This is a genomic window from Streptomyces fulvoviolaceus (genome assembly GCF_000718165.1).
In the GTDB taxonomy this organism is placed as follows: Bacteria; Actinomycetota; Actinomycetes; order Streptomycetales; family Streptomycetaceae; genus Streptomyces; species Streptomyces fulvoviolaceus.
The window spans coordinates 105,282-121,936 of the sequence record NZ_JOEY01000010.1 but is presented as its reverse complement, the minus strand read 5'-3'; the positions used below and the strand labels follow the sequence as shown (position 1 = coordinate 121,936).

The window sequence follows — 16,655 nt, the reverse complement described above, 5'->3', positions numbered from 1 at the left end:
ATGCAGAACTCTCCGAAGGTACGCATGCCCTGGGCCATCATCTTCGTTCTCGTGATCGTCACCGTGAACGCGCTGAGCGCGGCCCTCGGCGGCTGGGCGATCCTCCAGGAGAACTACAGCAAGCAGGAACACAATCAGGACCTGCTCATGCCGATGGGCACTGCCTGGTTCGTGGCGCTGTTCTGCTCCGGGACGGCGGCACTCCAGATCGTCTGCGTCGTACTGGCTCGCAGGCGCCGCCCTTGGGTCAATGTGGTTCTCGTCGTGTGGCTGATCTTCGTGGCCTTGTCGACGGCCGTCGGCTTCCTCGCCTCGCTGGTCTCCGGGGCGCCCAGCCTCGCGATGCTCGTGCTCTTCGGCATCGATGTGGTGGCCCTGTGGATGGCGCTCGGCAACGCCGCCACCTACTGGTTCTCCGTACGCGGCCCGGCGCCCACCGCACGTCAGGGGTTCCCGGCATGACCTACCCGGCATACGAACCCGACCCGGACCAGCCGCCGGAGCCGCCCTCGGCCCCGTGCGATCCGCTGGCCGCGGCACTCGGCAACGCCTCACTCCTCGGCATCGGCTATCTGATGCTGCGCTGTTGGAAGCTGGCCGCGTTCACCCTGATCGGCACGGTCTGGCTCCTCAACGTCACCGCCTCCACCGCCTCGACCTGGGCCGAGATCCTGCTGCTCCTGTGGTGGGCGGCCGGCATCGCGCACGGCTGGTCCCTGGCGCACGGACGCGCGGAGCACGTCGTACGACGCGGGCAGCGCGCGGGCGCACTCGCCGTCACGCTCGCGGTACTGCTGACCGCCGGGCTGCTGCGCTTCGACGCGTACGGCATCGAGGACCGCGTGACCCAGGCCCGCGAGGGCGGCGACTGCGAGGCGGCCGTGGCCGCGCAGGGCGAGGTGTGGTGGGGCCACCGCCTGGCGGCCGCCCCGGTGCTCGAACCCGGCGAGGCGGCGGTGGCGGCGTGCCACCGGCTGGAGAACGCCGCGTCCGCCCTCGCCGACGTCGCGCGGACCGGGGAGACCGACGACCTGGAGCGAGGCTTCCGCATCCTCACCGAGGTCCTGGACGAGCCCGGCAACGAGCAGACCGTCAGGACGGTCCTGGACGCCTTCCTCGACGGCCTGCCCACCGAGGACCCGTGCGCCACCGCCGACATCACCGGCTGGCTCCACGACCGTAAGCCCACCCGTGACGTACTGGACCGGTCCGCCGCCACCGTGGCGCGCGCGGAGCCCGCCGCGCTGACGGGATGCGGCGACGACCTGATGGCCGAGGAGGACTGGCAGCAGGCGCGGGCGCGCTACCAGTACCTCCTCGACGAGTACCCGGACGACGCCCGCACGGACAAGGCACGCAGCGGTGTGGCGAAGGCCGACCGCGCCCTCGAACTGGCCCAGGTACGCCGTCTGCTCTCGGGCACGACCGGCGTGGACTCCGGCTACTGCGCCAGGCCCGTCAAGTACAGCGGCGCCCCGCCGTACCGCAAGGGGCTCAACCAGGCGCTGTTCCTCGGCGACGCCGAGTACACCGACAAGCTCCCGGCCGGCTGGCGCACCCCCGACCCGACCGAGGCCGCGCTCGTGGTCTGCGCGGACACGGCGGAGCACGGAGCCTCCGTCGAGACGTGCTCCTACGAGAACGACCGGTCCGAGTACCTCCCCCACGAAGTGACCTTCTACAAGATCAAGATCCCGCTGAAGGTCTACGCGCTGCGCACCGGAAAGCGCATCGATCCGCGCGAGGTGCAGATCAGCGGGGGAAGCTGCCCGGGCGTCCTGCACTACAAGTCCTACGGCACGTACGACTTGGGGCCGGGCGACCAGTTCGTCTCCACCGCCAAGTCAGACGTACGGGACGCGTTCCGTCCGGTCGTCGAACGGTGACCGCGGCCACCTCGCGGGGCGGGGGTCAGCTCCAGGTGGCCTTGAGCTTCGCGGCGTAACCCTTCGTGTAACCCGCCGCGTTGGGGTGGAAGACCGCGGACGCGTTGGTCAGGTCGTTGACCCAGGAGTCGGAGCCGCACGCCCCGTGCCCCTTGAACGTCGCGCGCATATCGAGGAATTGAAGTGCTCTCCTCCCTTCGGCAAGGCTCAGGAAGGAGATTCCTACCTACCTTGCGGTGGTGGGCTTGACGCCGCGAGTGCGCCTTGCGACTGCCCTTCCGGCAGCCGGGATGAGCGCGTGGCCCATCCGGTTCAGGTGCAAGATGTTCCGGGCCGCGTTGTGGTCGGCGTTGCCTTCCCATCCGCAGTCCGGGTTCTTGCACACGAACGTGGCCTGGTCCTCCCGGCTTCCAGGGGTGATGAACCCGCAGGCGGAGCAGCGTCGGGACGTGTTCGGGGCGGGAACCTCGTGGAGGGTGCCGCCGTATCGGGCGGTCTTGTACGTCAGCAATGTCACGGTGCGGCCCCATGCCTCTTGGCTGATGGAGCGGTTCAGACCGGACTTCTGCGCGACGTTCTTCCCGGGTTCCTCAAGGGTGCCCTTGGCGGACTTGACCATGTTCGTGATCTGCAATGCCTCCACCACGATCGTGCCGTACTGGCGGGCGATGGCTGTGGTGGTCTGGTGCTGCCAGTCAACGCTACGGCGCGTGGCTCTTGCGCGGAGCTGCTTGATCTGGTCGTAGGTGCGGTGCAGCCGGTTGGAAGACTTCCCCTGGGGCTTACGGAAGCTCTTGCGGTGCGCGGCCCGCTGCTCCAGGCGGAGCAGCTTGGCCTTCTCGTCCGGGTTCAGCCACTTGTCCCGGTCGGCGGTGCCATCCGGGAGTCGGGGCACGCGCCCGTGGTCCTGGTGGTTGCCGTCGGACAGAGCGAGGGGCAGGTTCACCCCGGCGTCGATACCGACCTCGGGACCGGCGTGCGGTGCGGGCTTGACCTCTAGCCTCGATCGTTCATGAGTCCTCGTCAGTTCTCTGACGGGGACTCTGTGTCTGTGGGGTGCGGCCTTTCTGTGCCAGGGCATGGGGAGGGCCCGGCTGTCGCGTCGGGTGAGCGCCGGATTCCACTTCGCCGGTGCGATGGTGCGGGTTGTCGGGACGGTCGAAGTAGCTGGTCAGCCGGGGTTCGGGAGAGTGTGGAGCCTGTCGATCGCGTGGGTGATGAGGTCGGTCCAGGGCCATCGGGTGGTGAAGCGGAGCCAGTGGCGGCGGCCGGTGTTGACCAGTTGCGCGGCGGCGGAGAACAGGCGCAGGCGGAGCTTCTTGGGTTCCCAGCGGCGGGTGTTGCCGGTCAGGGCGAGCATCGGCATCCAGGCGAGGAGGTCGAGTGCGAGGGAGATGATCTCCAGCCAGATCTGGTTCTGTGCGGTGTCGTGCAGGGGCAGGTTGCGCAGGCCGGTGTCGCGGGCGCCCCGGATACGGTCCTCACAGCGGGCCCGTCTGCGGTGACGCAGTTCCAGGCCGGCGAGCTGGCCGCCTTTCGTGTTGGTGGCGAAGCAGGTGAGCCGTAGTCCGTCGAGGTCGGTGAAGCGCAACTGGGCGCCGGGGTGCGGCCGTTCTTTGCGGACGATCAGGCGCATGCCCGTGGGCCAGGTGCTGAGGTCGGGGATGTCGGTGATCTCGGCGACCCAGGCGCCGGGCCGCTCGGTGGCGCCGGCGTCGTAGGCCGGTGTCCATGCCTTCTTCGGGATCTTCAGGACGGCCTGGTGGAGGGTGTCGGTGATGGTCATTCCGACGGAATACGACAGCCACCGGCCCGGCTTGGAGAGCCAGTTGAGGAAGGCGTGGGTGCCGCCGGCGGAGTCGGTGCGGATCAGCGTCTGCCGTCCCCGCCGCAGGGCTTTGGGGAGTTGGGCCAGGGCGAGCTGGGCGGTCGCGATGTGATCGCTCGCGGTGTTGGAGCCTGCGTTGCCGGGCCGCAGCAGCGCGGCCACCGGCTCCCCGGACCCGGCCTGGCCGTGGTCGACGAACGCGACGAGCGGGTGATGGCCGAAGGTCTTCTTCCAGGTCGCGGTGGCGTCCTGCTTCTCGGAGTGCGCGAGGACCAACACCCCGTCGATGTCCACGGTCACCTGCCCGTCGGCTGCCGGACCGTTGGCACCGGCCAACTCCCAGACCTGCGTCCGCACTTCGGCCCGCGCCGACCTGATCGCGGCGAGGGCCTTGGGGCCGGACGCGGCGAGAGTGTCGATCAGACGGGAGACCGTCGGGTCGGAGGCCACCGGGCCGAACAGGTCCGGCTCGGCCCGCAGCAGGCCGACGTCGGCCAGGCAGTCTCCGCCGAGCGCGACGGCCAGGGCCACATCCAGCAGGATCTTGCCCGGATCGTGCACGGCCCGCGGCTTGCGCCACGACGCCAGTGCCGCCGATATCGCGGTGTCCAGGCCCACCTTGCGGACCGTCTCGACCAGTAGCACCGACCCGGCCTGCGCGACCACCCCATGACCGCCGCCCTCGACACGGACACGCGGGTACGACCCGGTAGTCTTCTTCACCTGGAGAGTGCTTCTTTCCTTGCAGCTGACAGGACCCTCGACAAGTCCCATCGTTGCAGGTCAGCAGCACTCTCCGCTTTTTTGATCAAGACCCGGACAGACCCACCCGCGAAAGCGCGAGGCTAGAGTCTGGATACGGAAGGCGATATGCCAGCCGAGCGCGTCCTTGACGAGCCGCGCCCCGGTGATCCGGTTCTCCTTGTCGGCCTGTTTGCCGACGGGCAGGTCTTTGGTCCAGCGGAACCGAACCCGTCCGACCTTGGGGATGTTGACCATGCCCCATCGTCGGTGCACCCGCTTGATCTGGAGGTCCCGGCCCTGCGGGACGTCCACGGACATCACACTGCGGATGCGAGCCTTGAACGTCGGCTCCTCAGCGCGGCCGGCCCAGCAGTTCTTCCACGCCTGGACGTACGTTTTGAGTACCGCCTGCGCGGCCTGCGCGGGAAGGACCACATACCAGTCGATCTCCTTGCGGGCCTGCCGCAACGTCTCGTCCATACGGGACAGCGACCTCTGACACTTGGGTGTCATCGTCCACAGGTCGTGGAGCTGGTTCCACATCGCCCGTGCCGCATGAGCCTGATCGTCCATGAGCAGGACCTGCGTAGGCGTCAGCGCCAGTCGGGCGCGATGCCCGAACTGCCGCTTCACATACGCACGTTCCGTGTTCATGTGATCACTGTACCATTTGGGTTATGTCGCCACGCTGGACTCCAAACCCCGATGTACGCACCGGCCGTCACGTCGTCCACAGCCTGCATGTCCACTTGGTGTTTGTCACCAGGTACCGACTCGGCGCCTTCACCGACGAGATGCTGACGCGCTGCGAAGAGATCATGCGGGAGGTGTGCGCGGACTTCGAGGCAGAGCTGAAGCAGTTCAACGGCGAACAGGACCACGTACACCTTCTGGTGCACTACCCGCCCAAGGTCCAGCTCTCCAAGCTGGTCAACTCCCTCAAGGGAGTCTCCGCCCGGCTGCTCCGCAAGGAGTACGAAACCCACGTACGCCGGTACCTGTGGGGCGGCCACTTCTGGTCCGGGTCCTACTTCGCCGGAAGCTGTGGCGGGGCGCCTCTGACCGTCGTGAGGCAGTACATCGAGAACCAGAAGCGCCCCGCGGGCTGAGACGAACAGTGGCGACGCGTACTCCCGTGCGGGTCAGAGCAGTCCCGAGATGGCCTTCACCCCCGCCGTAAACGCCGGAACGCTGGCCAAGATCAAAGATCGATCTACAGCGGGTGGGCGGCCCTGCAGGCGACGGCGGAGGGCACGCCCCCGCAGAAGGAGAAGCTGCAGGAACTGGCGGACGAGGCCAACACCCACTGCTCGAATGCGAAGATCACCCTCGAATTCCCTCCGATCGCGTCCTGACACGCCGCGACAAGGGGGAATTCAGCTCATGAACACGACTCAAGCACCGGACAGGTACGCGGCCAGCGGTGAGCACATCGCGGCAGCCGTGGATCTGGTCAAGGTCTACCGGCAGGGGCAGGCAGAGGTCCGGGCCCTGGACGGAGTCACGGTCGGTTTCGCCCGGGCGCGGTTCACGGCGATCACGGGCCCGTCGGGCTCGGGCAAGTCGACGCTGATGCACTGCCTGGCCGGTCTCGACTCGGCCACCTCGGGCCAAGTGGTCCTGGGCGACACGGAGTTGACCGGTCTCTCCGACCGGGAGCTGACCCGCGTACGGCGGGACAAGGTCGGCTTCGTCTTCCAGTCGTTCAATCTACTGCCCCAGTTGACGGCTCTGGAGAACATCGTGCTGCCCGTCACCCTCTCCGGCCGGGCGCGGAGGTCCTCGACCTCCTGCGCCGCTCCGTGCGCGACCTCGGCCAGACCGTGGTCATGGTGGAGTGCGAGTCCAGGTTGCCGGTGGGCTCGTCGGCGAAGAGCACGACGGGGCGGGCCAGCAGGGCGCGGGCCAGCGCCACGCGCTGCTGCTGGCCGCCGGAAAGTTCGGCGGGCCGGTGGGACAGGCGGTCACTGATGCCGAGCAGACGCACGACCCGCAGGCCGCCGCCCACTCCGACCGCGTGCTCGCCCTCGCTGACGGACACATCGTCGACGACGTCGATGACGTCAATGCCGCTCAGGTCGTGGGAACCGTCGGGAGGGCGAGGTGAACGCCCCCTGGCGCGCGAGGGTCCTCGGCTCGCAGCTGGCCGAACTGCTTCGGCGGCCCGGCCGGTTGCTGACGACCGACCTCGCCCTGATCGGCGCGACCTGGCTGACCCTGCAGCCGCTGACCTCCGCCGACGTGGCCGCACTGCTCGCGGCGCACGGCGAGGACGTCCTGCCCGAGGAGGCGGCGGCGCTGCACCGGCGCACGGAAGGGAACCCGTTACCCTGACCGAGCTGATCAAGCTCCCGGCCGGAGAGCGCACCGGCCCGCGGGCGCAGGTACCGGCCGCCGTACGCAACATCCTCCACGCGCGGCTTCTCGGACTGCCCGACCCGGCCCGCACCATGCTCACCTACGCCGCCGCCGACGGTGACCGGCTGGACGTCGGTCTGCTCGCCGACGTCCAGGGCCTGGCACCGGACGAGCTGCTGCCGCTGATCGACGCCGCCGTCACCGCCCGGATCCTGGTCTGGGACGCGGACACCGGCGGGGCCGGCACTGGCCGCTACCGGCTGCCCGAGCTGCCCCGCGACGTGGTGCTGAGCACCCAGACCCCGTCCTCCCGGCAGCTGCGGCACGCCGCGCTCGCCCGCGAACTGGCGGGACGTGCCGACGCGGACCCGGCCCGCCTGGCCCGGCAGCTGCGCGCGGCGGGCCCCATGGCCCCGGCGGCCACGCGATCGCCCTGAAGCCGAACTGACCTGGGACAACAGGTTCAGAGACCGAACCGCGTCCGGAAGAACTGGTCGAGGTCGCGACGGACGGCGGCCGGAGGGGGCGGCAGCGTCTCCGGGCCGGGGAACGCAGGCCGTCGATGGGCGGCGCGATCTCCGAGGACGTCACCGAGGACGCCATGGCCTTCTCCCGCGAGGGAGCCACCCGGCTGGGGGACGGCCGTCAACATGTGGGTCGAACCCGACCACGACCGCCGGCTGACCCCAGCCCGGCCAGGCCCTCACCTGTGACGCAGCACACCATCCGCCGCCGATGACTTCGTGCACGGCCGTCGGTCGTACGGTCGCCCACACTCTCGCGGAGCGTTAACCTCCGCAGAGCTCACCTTTGCACCACTAAGGGAGGATTTCATGGCATCGCGACTCAATCCCTACATCAGCTTCGGCGGCGACGCCCGCCAGGCGATGGAGTTCTACAAGGAGGTCTTCGGCGGCACGCTGGACCTCAACACCTACGGCGCCTTCGGCCAGGGGGACGCCCCCGAGGCCGACAAGATCATGCACGGCCTGCTGGAGACCCCGAGCGGCTTCACCCTGATGGGCGCCGACAACCCGCCCGGGATGCCGCGCAACCCGGGCGACAACTTCTCCGTGAGCCTGAGCGGCGACGACGACGCCGAGCTGCGCGGCTACTGGGAGAAGCTGTCGGCCGGCGGCACGGTGGCCGTGCCGCTCGAGAAGCAGATGTGGGGCGACGTGTTCGGCATGTGTACCGACCGCTTCGGCGTCCCGTGGATGGTCAACATCAGCCAGGCGCAGGGCTGACCGGGCGGCGGCCGGGGTTCAGGACACCGGACCCCGGCCGCCCCCGCGGCGCAGGGCGCGGGAGCACCAGCCGATCACCGTGGCGTTGACCAGCGCCCCGAAGGCGACGGCGACGACGAACATCACGGCGCCGTCCGGCAGCGCGAGGAAGACGAGGCTGAACGGAGCGGTGGCGAGAAGCGGGATCACACCCGCCATGGACTCGTCCGAGCTGTCGGTGGCCGTCACCACGAGCGCCCACACCAGCAGGACGGCACAGACGGCCAGGTAGACGAGGGCGACGACGTCGGTGAGGGCGTGACGCAGACGGTGGGGCACGGGGGTTGGCTCCTCGGTCGTAGCGGTCGTAGCGGTCGTAGCGGTCGTGGCGGTCGTGGCGGTCGTGGCGGTCGTGGCGGTCGTGGCGGTCGTGGCGGTCGTGGCGGTCGTGGCGGTCGTGGCGGTCAGAGGTGGGTGCCGGGCGGGTTCGGGTGGGCGAGGCCGAGGTCGTAGGCGAGGATCGTCGCCTGGACGCGGTCGCGCAGGCCGAGTTTGCGCAGCAGCGCGTTCACGTGGGACTTCACGGTGCCGACGGTGATGCCGAGTTCCTCGCCGATCTCCGCGTTGTTGAGCCCGGCCGCGAGCAGGCCGAGGACGTTCCGTTGGCTCCCGGTGAGACTGTCCAGCTCGCGCGGGCCGCTCCCGGACCGGAATCCGGCGCCCGCCCCGGACGCGTAGTGGCCGATGAGGCGGCGGGTCGCGGAGGGGGCGAGCACGCTCTCGCCGGTCGCCACCACCCGGATGCCCTGCAGCAGTTCGGAGGGGTGGACGTCCTTGAGGAGGAACCCGGAGGCGCCGGCGCGCAGCGCGTCGAAGACGTACGAGTCGAGGTCGAAGGTGGTCAGCACGAGGACCCGGGGCGCGTTCTCCCGTCCCGTGATGATGCGGGTGGCGGCGATGCCGTCCAGCTCGGGCATCCGTACGTCCATGACGACCACGTCGGGCGCCAACTCCCCGGCGAGCCGCACCGCTTCGGCGCCGTCGGCGGCCTCTCCCACGACCGTCATGTCCTCCTCGGCGTCGATCACGGCGGCGAACCCCGCCCGGACGATGCCCTGGTCGTCGACGACCAGCACCTTGAGACTCATCGTTCCCTCTCCTCGTCGACCGGCGCGAGTGGCAGCCGGAGGCCGACCGTGTCCGACGGACCGGTGGTCACCGTGCCGCCGAGTGCCGCGACCCGTGTCGCCAGCCTTTCCCGTACGACGGGGTGGGCGGCGCGGGGCACCCCGGTGGCCGTGAGCGTCAACGTACCGTCGTGCGCGTCGAGTTCGAGCACCGCGGGCTCCTCGCCGGCGGCCGCGAGTACCGTCTCGGCGGCGTGGTAGGCGGCCAGGTCCACGGCGGTGGGCAGCCGCTCGGGTACGCGGGCGGTCAGCCGTATCTCCACGTCGCGGCCGGTGGCCCGGCTCTGCTGGGCGAGCAGGTCGAGGGCCTGGAGGGTGGGCTGCGGGCGCAGCTCGGGCCCCGTCCCGCCGTCCCGGACCGCGTCGAGCAGGGCGCGCATCGCGGCCAGGGCCTCGCGGGCGCGGTCGGCGGTCGCGTCGAGGCGGCCCGCCTCGGCCTCCGTGACCATGTCGGCGGTGCGGGCCAGCACGGTTGTCTCCAACCCTGCGGCTATGCGGCGCCGTTCGGCCCAGGCGTCGCGGACGGCTTCCTCGGTCCAGGTGGCGAGGCGTGCGTTCTGAGTGCCCTGGGCTGCCCGGTCGCGCCGGGCGCGTAGGGCTCCGCCCCAGTGGGCGGCGCCGACGGCCAAGGTCGCCCCGGCTGCCGACACCACGACGACCGCCCAGATGGGGAAAGTCGTGCCCCGGTCCAGTACGGCGATGGTCAGGGCGGTGGTGTGTATGGCTGCGGCCGCGATCGACACAAAAGACAGGGGGAATTGGGGTCGTGGGTCACTGCGGGCCGGTGGGGGCTTGTCGCTCCCCCACTCTCGGCTTCGCTCGAGCGGGGGGACCCCCATCGCGGCGGAGCCGCAAATCGATACAGCCCCGCGCCCCTGAGAGGCCGCTGCCACGGCCATCGCCGTGCACGTGGCCAGCATGCTCAATGCCGGCGGCAGCACCACCGGGCCCGTGTAATCCCCCACCGTCATCGCCACCGGCCACAGCAGGGCCAGGCCCAGCAAGGCGCCGTACGCAGCACGCGGCGCCCTGCGGATCCACAGCAGCGCGACCGCCTGGGCCGCCGCCAGCAGCCCGAAGAGCATGCCCGCGGAGACCTGCGACCCGCTCGACGCGTCCTCCGTCCGGATGACCAGTGCCGGGAGCAAGGGCTGAAGTACGAGGCCCACCGCGGCCACCACCTGTGCCAGGCGATATGTCCGCGGTACGGCCCTCTCCACCGCCCCGGCGGTACGACCCGGCAGCACCGCCCGTACCTCCCAACCGCCCTCCGCCGTCGGGCCGGTGTGGAGGGTGCCGCCCGCCTCCCGGGCCCGGGAGCGCAGGAAGCCCTGGCCGCGTCCGCCGCCGAGGTCCGCGCCGTGGGCCACCGAGTCGGACGGCGGGGCCGCGCTCGTGACCACGACGTCCGTGCGGGTGTCGCCGTAGCGGCACAGCACCGTCGTCCGCGCACCGGGGGCGTACCGGGCGACGTTGGTCAGCGCCTCCCGGACGATGCCGAACGCCGCGTCCGCGACGAGGCCGTCCGGCAGGGGGTCGATCTCGCAGTCCACACGCTGGTCGAGGCGGCGGAATCCGGCGACCAGGTCCAGCAACCGCTCCTCCGGCGAGGGCAGTTCCTCCCGCGAGGGCGCCGGGGCCCGTACCGCGCCGAGCGCCCGGGTGACCTCGCGACCGGTCTCGACCGCGAACTCCAGGGCCTCCTCGGCCAGTTCGGGACGACGCTCGCGCAGCCCGAGTGCCGCCCCCGCCGTGACGACAACCGCCGTCAGGTGGTGGGCGCTGACGTCGTGCAACTCCCGTTCCATACGGCGCCGTTCGACCGCCGGGAGCCGGTGGCGCTCGACCTCGGCCCGCTTCAGCAGGCGTTCGGCCGCCTGCCGGGCGCGCCGGGTCCGCCGTACGACGAAACCGGCGCCGCATGCGGTGACGTACAGCAGGGCGGTCAGGACGAGGTCGAGGCCGTCGCGGTCGCTGAGTCCGTGCAGGGTGATGCCCTGCAGCAGCTGCCATACGGCGAGCGCCACCGCGCACAACACGGCGGTGAAGGTGTCGCGTTCGGTCGCCACGGTGAACAGGGCCAGCGCGACGCCCGCGGTCCCGAGCACCGCCATCGCCCCGGTGGGCAGCGGCCCCGCGCCCAGCGCGCAGGCGGCGGCGACCAGGACGAGGGCGGCCACCGGGCGGCTACGGCGCAGCGCGAGCGCGGCCGTCACCGGTCCGGCGACCAGGGCGGCCACGAGAAGGTCGGACGCGGACGGGACGGACCCGCGCACGAGTGCCGCCCCGGGCCACACCACGGCCTGGGCGCAGATCAGCAGGACCGGGAGGAGCCGGTCGTCGGTTCGGTTCATGAGGATGGCGGTGTCACATCGTCTCGAGGCTGGCGTAGAGCAGGACCGCGAAGCCGGAGACGACCGCGAAGTACGAGCCGCCCGCGGCCAGCAGCGCCTTGTCGGCGCCGATCCGGGAGCGCGTCACGGCGTACGCCACGATGGCGGCGCCCAGGCCCAGCACCACTCCGTACAGCGCGAGCAGCCACCCGATCCCGACGGCCGCGAACGTCACGGCGGCGACCAGCGCTGCCCGGCGGGTGCCGACATCGCGGCGTACCAGGGCGAACATCGCGCCCCCGCCGACGAGTCCGCCGATCAGCGCCACCATCACCAGCAGCATGTCCACCATCGCCTCCCGGCCGTTGACCCTGTTCGGCTTCCTGTTCCGGCTTCCGTTTCGGCCGCCGGATCAAGGCTATGGGCGTGGGTGGGCGGACCGACTCCCGCTGGAGGGGGAGTCCGTTCTCCTACCTGGGTTAGAGGCTCTCTACCTGCGGTTCGACGGCGCAATCGTCCCGCAGCCCGAGGACTTGGCCGGGCCCCCGACCCTAGGCTCGATCACATCGAGGAAGCCGGTCGACCACCGCTTCCACTCTCCGAAACTCTCCACACATCACCTCAGGGGGAACTCCCATGTCCAAGCGCATTCTCGTGTCCTCGATCGTCGGCACCCTCGCCCTCGGCACCGTGGCCGTCGGTGGCTTCGCCATCGCCTCGGCCGCGACGGAGCTGGCCGTCGAGAACGCCTCCGCCCGCTACGTCGCCCCGTCCGACAGCGGCGCCGGCAGCCTCACCTTCACGGCGGACGTGAGCGACGACTCCGGCGTTCGCGGTCTCAAGGTCATCGCCTGGCCCGCGAGTTCGAAGCTCGAACCGACCGAGGCGGACATGCGGCACGTGGAGAGCGCCACGTGCGAGAGCACCTCGGACGAGACGGCCCGCTGCACCTACAAGCTGAAGGTCACGAAGGCGGAGGCGGCCGAGGCGGCCAAGGGCACCTGGTACATCTCGGTGCTGGCGACGGCCGAGGACGGCGACACGAAGTTCGTGTCCCGCGCGGCGACCTTCGACATCGCACGCTGACCCACCACCGCGGCCGGGCGCCTCGCAGGCGCCCGGCCGAAGCACGCGTACGGACTCAACGGTGGAACCACGCGCGCGCCGGGGCTCCCAGCATCGTCTTCGCGATCAGGGCGGGGAGCACCAACCCGATGACCGCGGCGGGCACTCCCACGACGAAGACGTTGATCAGCGCGAACGGCAGAGCCATGCACTCGACGACGAGCACGGTGATCCGCACCCAGTCGAACCGCTTCCGCGCGAAGACGCCGGAGACCAGGAGCACGACCGACGCGACAAGGCTCATGTACAAGGCGAACCGGGCCAGGCCGAGGTGCGGGACGTCCTGGTTGTGATCGAGACGGTCGGTCACCAGGGTCAAGTAGTAGGACGAGGCGAAGAAGTTGGCCACACCCTGGAGCCACACCCCCACCAGTGCTCCCTTGACGCTCCCCGGCATACGCGCCTCGGACACCTGAACGACCATGAGCTCTCCCCCTCTGCCCCCTGCGCGTTCCCTTGCGCGCCTGGCCACCCACCTTCCTTGACTGTCCCGGGACCCCTCCCGGCCTCACGCCGCGTCGATCAGCGCCAGGTCCAGCGGTACGAGCGTGGTCGACGCCAGCAGTGCGCGGATGAGGTGGTCGTTGAGCGCGTTGCCGACCGGTTCGCCGAGTTCCTCTCGGGTCAGCCAGGGCACCCCGTCGCGCGACAGCCGTGCGCGCACGCCGTTGACCAGGTGCTCGACGCGCTTCTCCGTCCAGCCGGCCCGCGGCTGCGTCTCGGCCAGTTCGGCGGCCGTCTGCCTCCAGGTCAGCGGCTGCGGCCGCGGCTCGTGCAGCAGATACCGCCGGCCGAGCACGACGAGGGCGAGCTTCTCCTGCTCGGTGAGCACCCACACCCGGGGCGGGCGGGTGACGTCCCCGTGCCGCGCCACCGGGCGCTCGCCCTCGGGGCCGGTGACGAAGACCTCCAGCAGATGCTCGCGGCCACGGGAACCGCCGAGGAACAGCGGGGTGTAGCCGGTGTCGAGCGGCAGCGGCTCCTCGTCCCGGAACAGCAACCGGGCCGCTGCGCACCGGATCGGCAGCCGCCCGGAGTTGCTCACCCACCAGCTGCCGTCCCGGTGGGTCAGCGTGCCCTGGTGGCGGCTGACCTGCGGGTCGTCCTCGCCGACGCAGACGTGCACCTCGGGCCGGTTGCGGCCGAACAGGACCTCGCGTCCGTCCCGGGGGCCGAGCGTCATACCGCCGGTCAGCGCGAGCGCGAAGACGGTGCCCGGCAGCGGCGCGGACGCGCCCCGGGCGAGGCTGCCGTGGGTGGCGGGCAACCGCCTGGCACCTGTGCCGTCGGGAGTTCCCTGCCCGGTCATGTCACGTCCCCGGCAGTCGCTTCGCGATGTTCCGCGCGACCACGGCGGCGAACTCCGCCGCACTGTCGCAGAGTTCCTTGGACGGCTGCGGTGCGTACACGGTCAGCTGGAACAGCTCGGTGGTGCGGTCGCCCACGGAGTCCGTGTACGTCCGGTGCGGTGTCCGTACGGTGCAACTGTCGTCCTCGGCCTCGTCCGCCACGTAGTAGCTCCGCGTCCCGGCGACGTCCACCGGCGTTCCGTCCTCGGCGTCCAGCGAGTTGTCCCTGCTGAACTGGACCTCGACCTCGCGCTCGCCGTCGTCGCTGGACCAGTCGCAGCTCCAGGAGCCGAAGCCGGGGTCCTGGTTCCCCACATCGACGCCGGGCAGGCGCTCGAGGGCGGTGGCGTCGAGCAGGGTGCAGGCGTTCACGCGGGCCAGGGAGTTCGCGGCCGGCGCCGACGTGCGCCGGGGCACCGGGCCGTCGGCCAGCACGCCGACCACGTGGTCGGTGGCGGCGTCTGCGAGCGCGCACTGGTCCGGCCCCTCGGGGGCGAACTTCTTCCCGATGATCCGGATCTGCTTCCCGTCGGTGGTCAGGACGGCACGCTCGCAGGCCATCCCGTCCCGCTTCAGTGTCACGACGGTGAGATCGCCGGCCAGCCAGGTGGACAGGACGCCGTCGAACTTGTCCCGGTCGCCGTCGAGGTTGACCTGGACGTCGCCGATGTCGTCCCCGCTGCTGTTGACAGCCAGGACGTCACACCTGTCCAACTCCCCGTAGTCCGGGTCGAGTTCGGTGTCACCCAGGCGGCTCAGCGAGGCCGCGTCCAGCAGCCCGCAGGGGTCCGCCGTACGGGCTTCACCGATGGCGCCGGCCTTGGCGGTGGCCGTTGGCGTGGGCTTCGCGTCACTCGCCTCCGCCCCGCCGTCCTTCGAGCCCCACGGGTCGAGGAGGACCAGACCGGCCGTGACCGCACCCGCCACGGCCAGCGCCGCCGCCGTGATCATCAGGGGGCGACGACGACGCCGTACGGGGCGCGGCGGCTGAAGCATGAAGGGAGTGGAGTCCCGCGCGCGGCGTAGGAGCCGGTTCAGCCGGAGCGTCGAGGACCCGAGATCCAGGGTGCGGCGGTCGTGCAACCGCTCCTGGAGGTGCGCGGGCGGCGGGGCTGCGCGCGTCAGCAGCTTCCGTGCCGCGGCCGCGTCGGGCCGCCGCCGGGGCTCCACCTCCAGCAACGCGGCGAGCGGCTCGGTCAGCGGGCCGGCCCGGCGCGCGGGCTCGATGTGCCCCTCGACGGCCCGGGCCAGATACGCCATGAGGTGCTCCGCCTCGCCGTACGGCGACCGCCCCTCGACCGCCGCGAACAGGGAGGCGCCCAGGGAGAACACGTCGGACTTCTCACCCGCGGGCTGCCCCTTGGCCAACTCCGGTGCCAGATACCGGGGTTTGCCGCGCACACTGCCCGTCGTGCTCTTCGTGACGTCGTTCCACAGGGCCCTGGAGATCCCGAAGTCGGTCAGTCTCGCGATGCCCTCGTCGGTGACGAGGATGTTCTCCGGTGTCACATCGCCGTGCACCACACCCGCGCGGTGGGACTTCACCAGCGCGTCCGCGATCTGGCAGCCGATCGACCCGGCCTCCTCGGGCGCGAGCGGGCCGCGCTCCGTCACGATCTGCGCGAGACTGCGCGAGGGGACGTACTCCATGATGATCCAGCAGGTGGTGCCCTCGTCGACGAAGTCGAAGACGGCCACGATGTTCGGGTGGTGCAGCCGCCCGGCGTTGCGCGCCTCGCCCATGAGCCGTCGCGCGGCCTGATCGTCGTCCAGACGCGCGCATTTGACCGCGACCGCCCGCTCCAGCCGCTCGTCCCAGGCCCGCCATACGACGCCCATCCCGCCGCTGCCGACGGTCTCCTGCAAGAGATACCGGCCGGCGACCTTGTCCCCGGCCCCTGGCGTCACCAGCACCGACCCACCCCTCGCCCCACCCACGCACGGTCCTGCCAGGTCACGCAGTGTACTCAGCCCGCGATCGGCAGTGATCTCGTTCACAGGACTTCGCACAGAAACCCCCGGAACCCACACGCCTCACCGACGGGCCGGCGCATGGCCCGCGCTCAGCCCGCTCACAACGTGCCCTGACAGCGTGGCCGTATGAATGGCATCTCTGCGGCCCGCGAAGGTTCCGTTCGCGTGCTGATCGTCGACGACGAGCCCGAGCTCACCGAGTTGTTGTCCGCGGCCGTCACCGAGGCGGGATGGCGGGCCTTCGCGGCGGAGGACGGGCGCAGTGCGCTGCGGATCGCCCGGGGGTGCGCCCCGCATGTCGTCGTCCTGGACGGGATGCTGCCCGATGTGGACGGCGTCGAGGTGCTGCGCAGCCTGCGAGGCGAGAACGCGCGACTGCCGGTGCTCATGCTCACCGCCCGCGACGGGCTCGAGCACCGGATCGACGGGCTGTCGGCGGGCGCGGACGACTACGTGACTGCCAGTCTCCCGGCCCCCTCGCGGGCGCCTACGGCGCGACCCAGGGTGACGGTGCCACGCAGATGCACGTCCACTCCGTCATCCGTACCCCCAACGGCAACGACTACGGGAAGGAGCTCCTCAGGCAGCACTACCTGACCTCGCCCCATCACCGATGAGGAGTGGGCCGAGTCCCGTCATAGTCAG

16 protein-coding genes and 5 pseudogenes are annotated in these 16,655 nt (G+C 70.9%); 9 read left to right on the top strand and 12 right to left on the bottom strand.

What is annotated here, in order from left to right; genetic code table 11:
* Together IG08_RS0112765 and IG08_RS0112760 are read left to right on the top strand one after the other, a co-directional pair.
* Positions 1–462 (top strand): hypothetical protein, encoded by a 462-nt coding sequence (locus IG08_RS0112765; RefSeq protein ID WP_158812223.1) that lies wholly within the window; start codon positions 1–3, stop codon positions 460–462.
* Positions 459–1,886, top strand: coding sequence for a hypothetical protein (locus tag IG08_RS0112760; protein ID WP_043454076.1), 1,428 nt, complete (start codon positions 459–461; stop codon positions 1,884–1,886). Before IG08_RS0112765 ends, IG08_RS0112760 begins: the two co-directional genes overlap by 4 nt.
* Before the next feature lie 25 nt (positions 1,887–1,911).
* Here IG08_RS0112760 and IG08_RS60070 read toward each other — a convergent pair whose 3' ends face one another.
* From IG08_RS60070 to IG08_RS0112740, 4 genes and pseudogenes are all read right to left on the bottom strand, one after another.
* Positions 1,912–2,055, bottom strand: a complete 144-nt coding sequence (locus IG08_RS60070; protein ID WP_158812222.1) for a hypothetical protein — start codon at positions 2,053–2,055, stop codon at positions 1,912–1,914.
* A gap of 57 nt (positions 2,056–2,112) precedes the next feature.
* A pseudogene (locus IG08_RS0112750) lies at positions 2,113–2,886 on the bottom strand (RNA-guided endonuclease InsQ/TnpB family protein); the annotation flags it as partial.
* Positions 2,887–3,057: 171 nt separating this feature from the next.
* Positions 3,058–4,437, bottom strand: coding sequence for an IS1380 family transposase (locus IG08_RS0112745; protein WP_030600218.1), 1,380 nt, complete (start codon positions 4,435–4,437; stop codon positions 3,058–3,060).
* Between the two features lie 123 nt (positions 4,438–4,560).
* Positions 4,561–5,031 (bottom strand): annotated as a pseudogene (locus IG08_RS0112740) (nuclease/transposase family protein); the annotation flags it as partial.
* 104 nt (positions 5,032–5,135) lie between these two features.
* Between IG08_RS0112740 and tnpA the strand changes: the two are divergent.
* Together tnpA and IG08_RS63010 are read left to right on the top strand one after the other, a co-directional pair.
* The gene (tnpA, locus tag IG08_RS0112735; RefSeq protein WP_078655571.1) at positions 5,136–5,567 is read left to right on the top strand and encodes an IS200/IS605 family transposase; all 432 of its coding nucleotides are present in this window, start codon (positions 5,136–5,138) and stop codon (positions 5,565–5,567) included.
* Positions 5,568–5,841: 274 nt separating this feature from the next.
* Positions 5,842–6,228 (top strand): annotated as a pseudogene (locus IG08_RS63010) (ABC transporter ATP-binding protein); the annotation flags it as partial.
* A 64-nt stretch (positions 6,229–6,292) separates the two neighbouring features.
* Here IG08_RS63010 and IG08_RS61275 read toward each other — a convergent pair.
* Positions 6,293–6,451: pseudogene (locus IG08_RS61275) on the bottom strand (ATP-binding cassette domain-containing protein); the annotation flags it as partial.
* A gap of 110 nt (positions 6,452–6,561) precedes the next feature.
* Between IG08_RS61275 and IG08_RS60650 the strand changes: the two are divergent.
* The 3 genes from IG08_RS60650 to IG08_RS0112710 all read left to right on the top strand — a co-directional run bounded on the left by IG08_RS60650 (position 6,562) and on the right by IG08_RS0112710 (position 8,063).
* Entirely contained in the window at positions 6,562–6,792 is a 231-nt protein-coding gene (locus IG08_RS60650) for a hypothetical protein (protein WP_030600211.1), read from the top strand.
* A gap of 116 nt (positions 6,793–6,908) precedes the next feature.
* On the top strand, positions 6,909–7,253 hold the full coding sequence (locus IG08_RS60645; RefSeq protein WP_030600208.1) for a hypothetical protein: 345 nt from the start codon (positions 6,909–6,911) through the stop codon (positions 7,251–7,253).
* Positions 7,254–7,649: 396 nt separating this feature from the next.
* Positions 7,650–8,063: a VOC family protein gene (locus tag IG08_RS0112710; RefSeq protein WP_030600206.1), complete on the top strand. Its 414-nt coding sequence runs from the start codon at positions 7,650–7,652 to the stop codon at positions 8,061–8,063.
* Positions 8,064–8,081: 18 nt separating this feature from the next.
* On the opposite strand, the gene IG08_RS0112705 is transcribed toward IG08_RS0112710, so the two are convergent.
* The 4 genes from IG08_RS0112705 to IG08_RS0112690 form a co-directional block, all read right to left on the bottom strand.
* Complete coding sequence (locus tag IG08_RS0112705; RefSeq protein WP_030600203.1) at positions 8,082–8,381, bottom strand: SCO4225 family membrane protein; 300 nt, start codon at positions 8,379–8,381, stop codon at positions 8,082–8,084.
* A 125-nt stretch (positions 8,382–8,506) separates the two neighbouring features.
* A complete protein-coding gene (locus IG08_RS0112700; RefSeq protein WP_030600201.1) occupies positions 8,507–9,190 on the bottom strand; it encodes a response regulator in 684 nt (227 codons plus the stop codon).
* Positions 9,187–11,583 (bottom strand): sensor histidine kinase, encoded by a 2,397-nt coding sequence (locus IG08_RS0112695; protein ID WP_030600199.1) that lies wholly within the window; start codon positions 11,581–11,583, stop codon positions 9,187–9,189. Before IG08_RS0112695 ends, IG08_RS0112700 begins: the two co-directional genes overlap by 4 nt.
* Positions 11,584–11,596: 13 nt before the next feature.
* On the bottom strand, positions 11,597–11,914 hold the full coding sequence (locus IG08_RS0112690) for a hypothetical protein (protein ID WP_030600197.1): 318 nt from the start codon (positions 11,912–11,914) through the stop codon (positions 11,597–11,599).
* Between the two features lie 284 nt (positions 11,915–12,198).
* On the opposite strand from IG08_RS0112690, the gene IG08_RS0112685 reads away from it, so the two are divergent.
* A complete protein-coding gene (locus IG08_RS0112685; RefSeq protein WP_030600193.1) occupies positions 12,199–12,648 on the top strand; it encodes a DUF5707 domain-containing protein in 450 nt (149 codons plus the stop codon).
* Between the two features lie 55 nt (positions 12,649–12,703).
* Here the strand turns inward: IG08_RS0112685 and IG08_RS55790 are convergent, their stop codons facing one another.
* The 3 genes from IG08_RS55790 to IG08_RS0112670 form a co-directional block, all read right to left on the bottom strand.
* Positions 12,704–13,111 (bottom strand): hypothetical protein, encoded by a 408-nt coding sequence (locus IG08_RS55790; protein WP_052424647.1) that lies wholly within the window; start codon positions 13,109–13,111, stop codon positions 12,704–12,706.
* Between the two features lie 84 nt (positions 13,112–13,195).
* Complete coding sequence (locus IG08_RS0112675) at positions 13,196–13,996, bottom strand: FHA domain-containing protein (protein ID WP_052424646.1); 801 nt, start codon at positions 13,994–13,996, stop codon at positions 13,196–13,198.
* Position 13,997: 1 nt separating this feature from the next.
* A complete protein-coding gene (locus tag IG08_RS0112670) occupies positions 13,998–15,950 on the bottom strand; it encodes a serine/threonine-protein kinase (protein WP_030600187.1) in 1,953 nt (650 codons plus the stop codon).
* A gap of 186 nt (positions 15,951–16,136) precedes the next feature.
* Between IG08_RS0112670 and IG08_RS0112665 the strand changes: the two are divergent.
* Positions 16,137–16,469 (top strand): annotated as a pseudogene (locus IG08_RS0112665) (response regulator); the annotation flags it as partial.
* Between the last annotated feature and the right edge of the window lie 186 nt (positions 16,470–16,655).

Bases quoted from the DNA above. Each gene is read 5' to 3' on its own strand.
- IG08_RS0112765 (WP_158812223.1), top strand. From the start codon at position 1: ATGCAGAACTCTCCGAAGGTACGCATGCCCTGGGCCATCATCTTCGTT.
- IG08_RS0112760 (WP_043454076.1), top strand. From the start codon at position 459: ATGACCTACCCGGCATACGAACCCGACCCGGACCAGCCGCCGGAGCCG.
- IG08_RS60070 (WP_158812222.1), bottom strand. From the start codon at position 2,055: ATGCGCGCGACGTTCAAGGGGCACGGGGCGTGCGGCTCCGACTCCTGG.
- tnpA (WP_078655571.1), top strand. From the start codon at position 5,136: ATGTCGCCACGCTGGACTCCAAACCCCGATGTACGCACCGGCCGTCAC.
- IG08_RS60645 (WP_030600208.1), top strand. From the start codon at position 6,909: ATGCTCACCTACGCCGCCGCCGACGGTGACCGGCTGGACGTCGGTCTG.
- IG08_RS0112710 (WP_030600206.1), top strand. From the start codon at position 7,650: ATGGCATCGCGACTCAATCCCTACATCAGCTTCGGCGGCGACGCCCGC.
- IG08_RS0112700 (WP_030600201.1), bottom strand. From the start codon at position 9,190: ATGAGTCTCAAGGTGCTGGTCGTCGACGACCAGGGCATCGTCCGGGCG.
- IG08_RS0112695 (WP_030600199.1), bottom strand. From the start codon at position 11,583: ATGAACCGAACCGACGACCGGCTCCTCCCGGTCCTGCTGATCTGCGCC.
- IG08_RS0112690 (WP_030600197.1), bottom strand. From the start codon at position 11,914: ATGGTGGACATGCTGCTGGTGATGGTGGCGCTGATCGGCGGACTCGTC.
- IG08_RS0112685 (WP_030600193.1), top strand. From the start codon at position 12,199: ATGTCCAAGCGCATTCTCGTGTCCTCGATCGTCGGCACCCTCGCCCTC.
- IG08_RS55790 (WP_052424647.1), bottom strand. From the start codon at position 13,111: ATGGTCGTTCAGGTGTCCGAGGCGCGTATGCCGGGGAGCGTCAAGGGA.
- IG08_RS0112675 (WP_052424646.1), bottom strand. From the start codon at position 13,996: ATGACCGGGCAGGGAACTCCCGACGGCACAGGTGCCAGGCGGTTGCCC.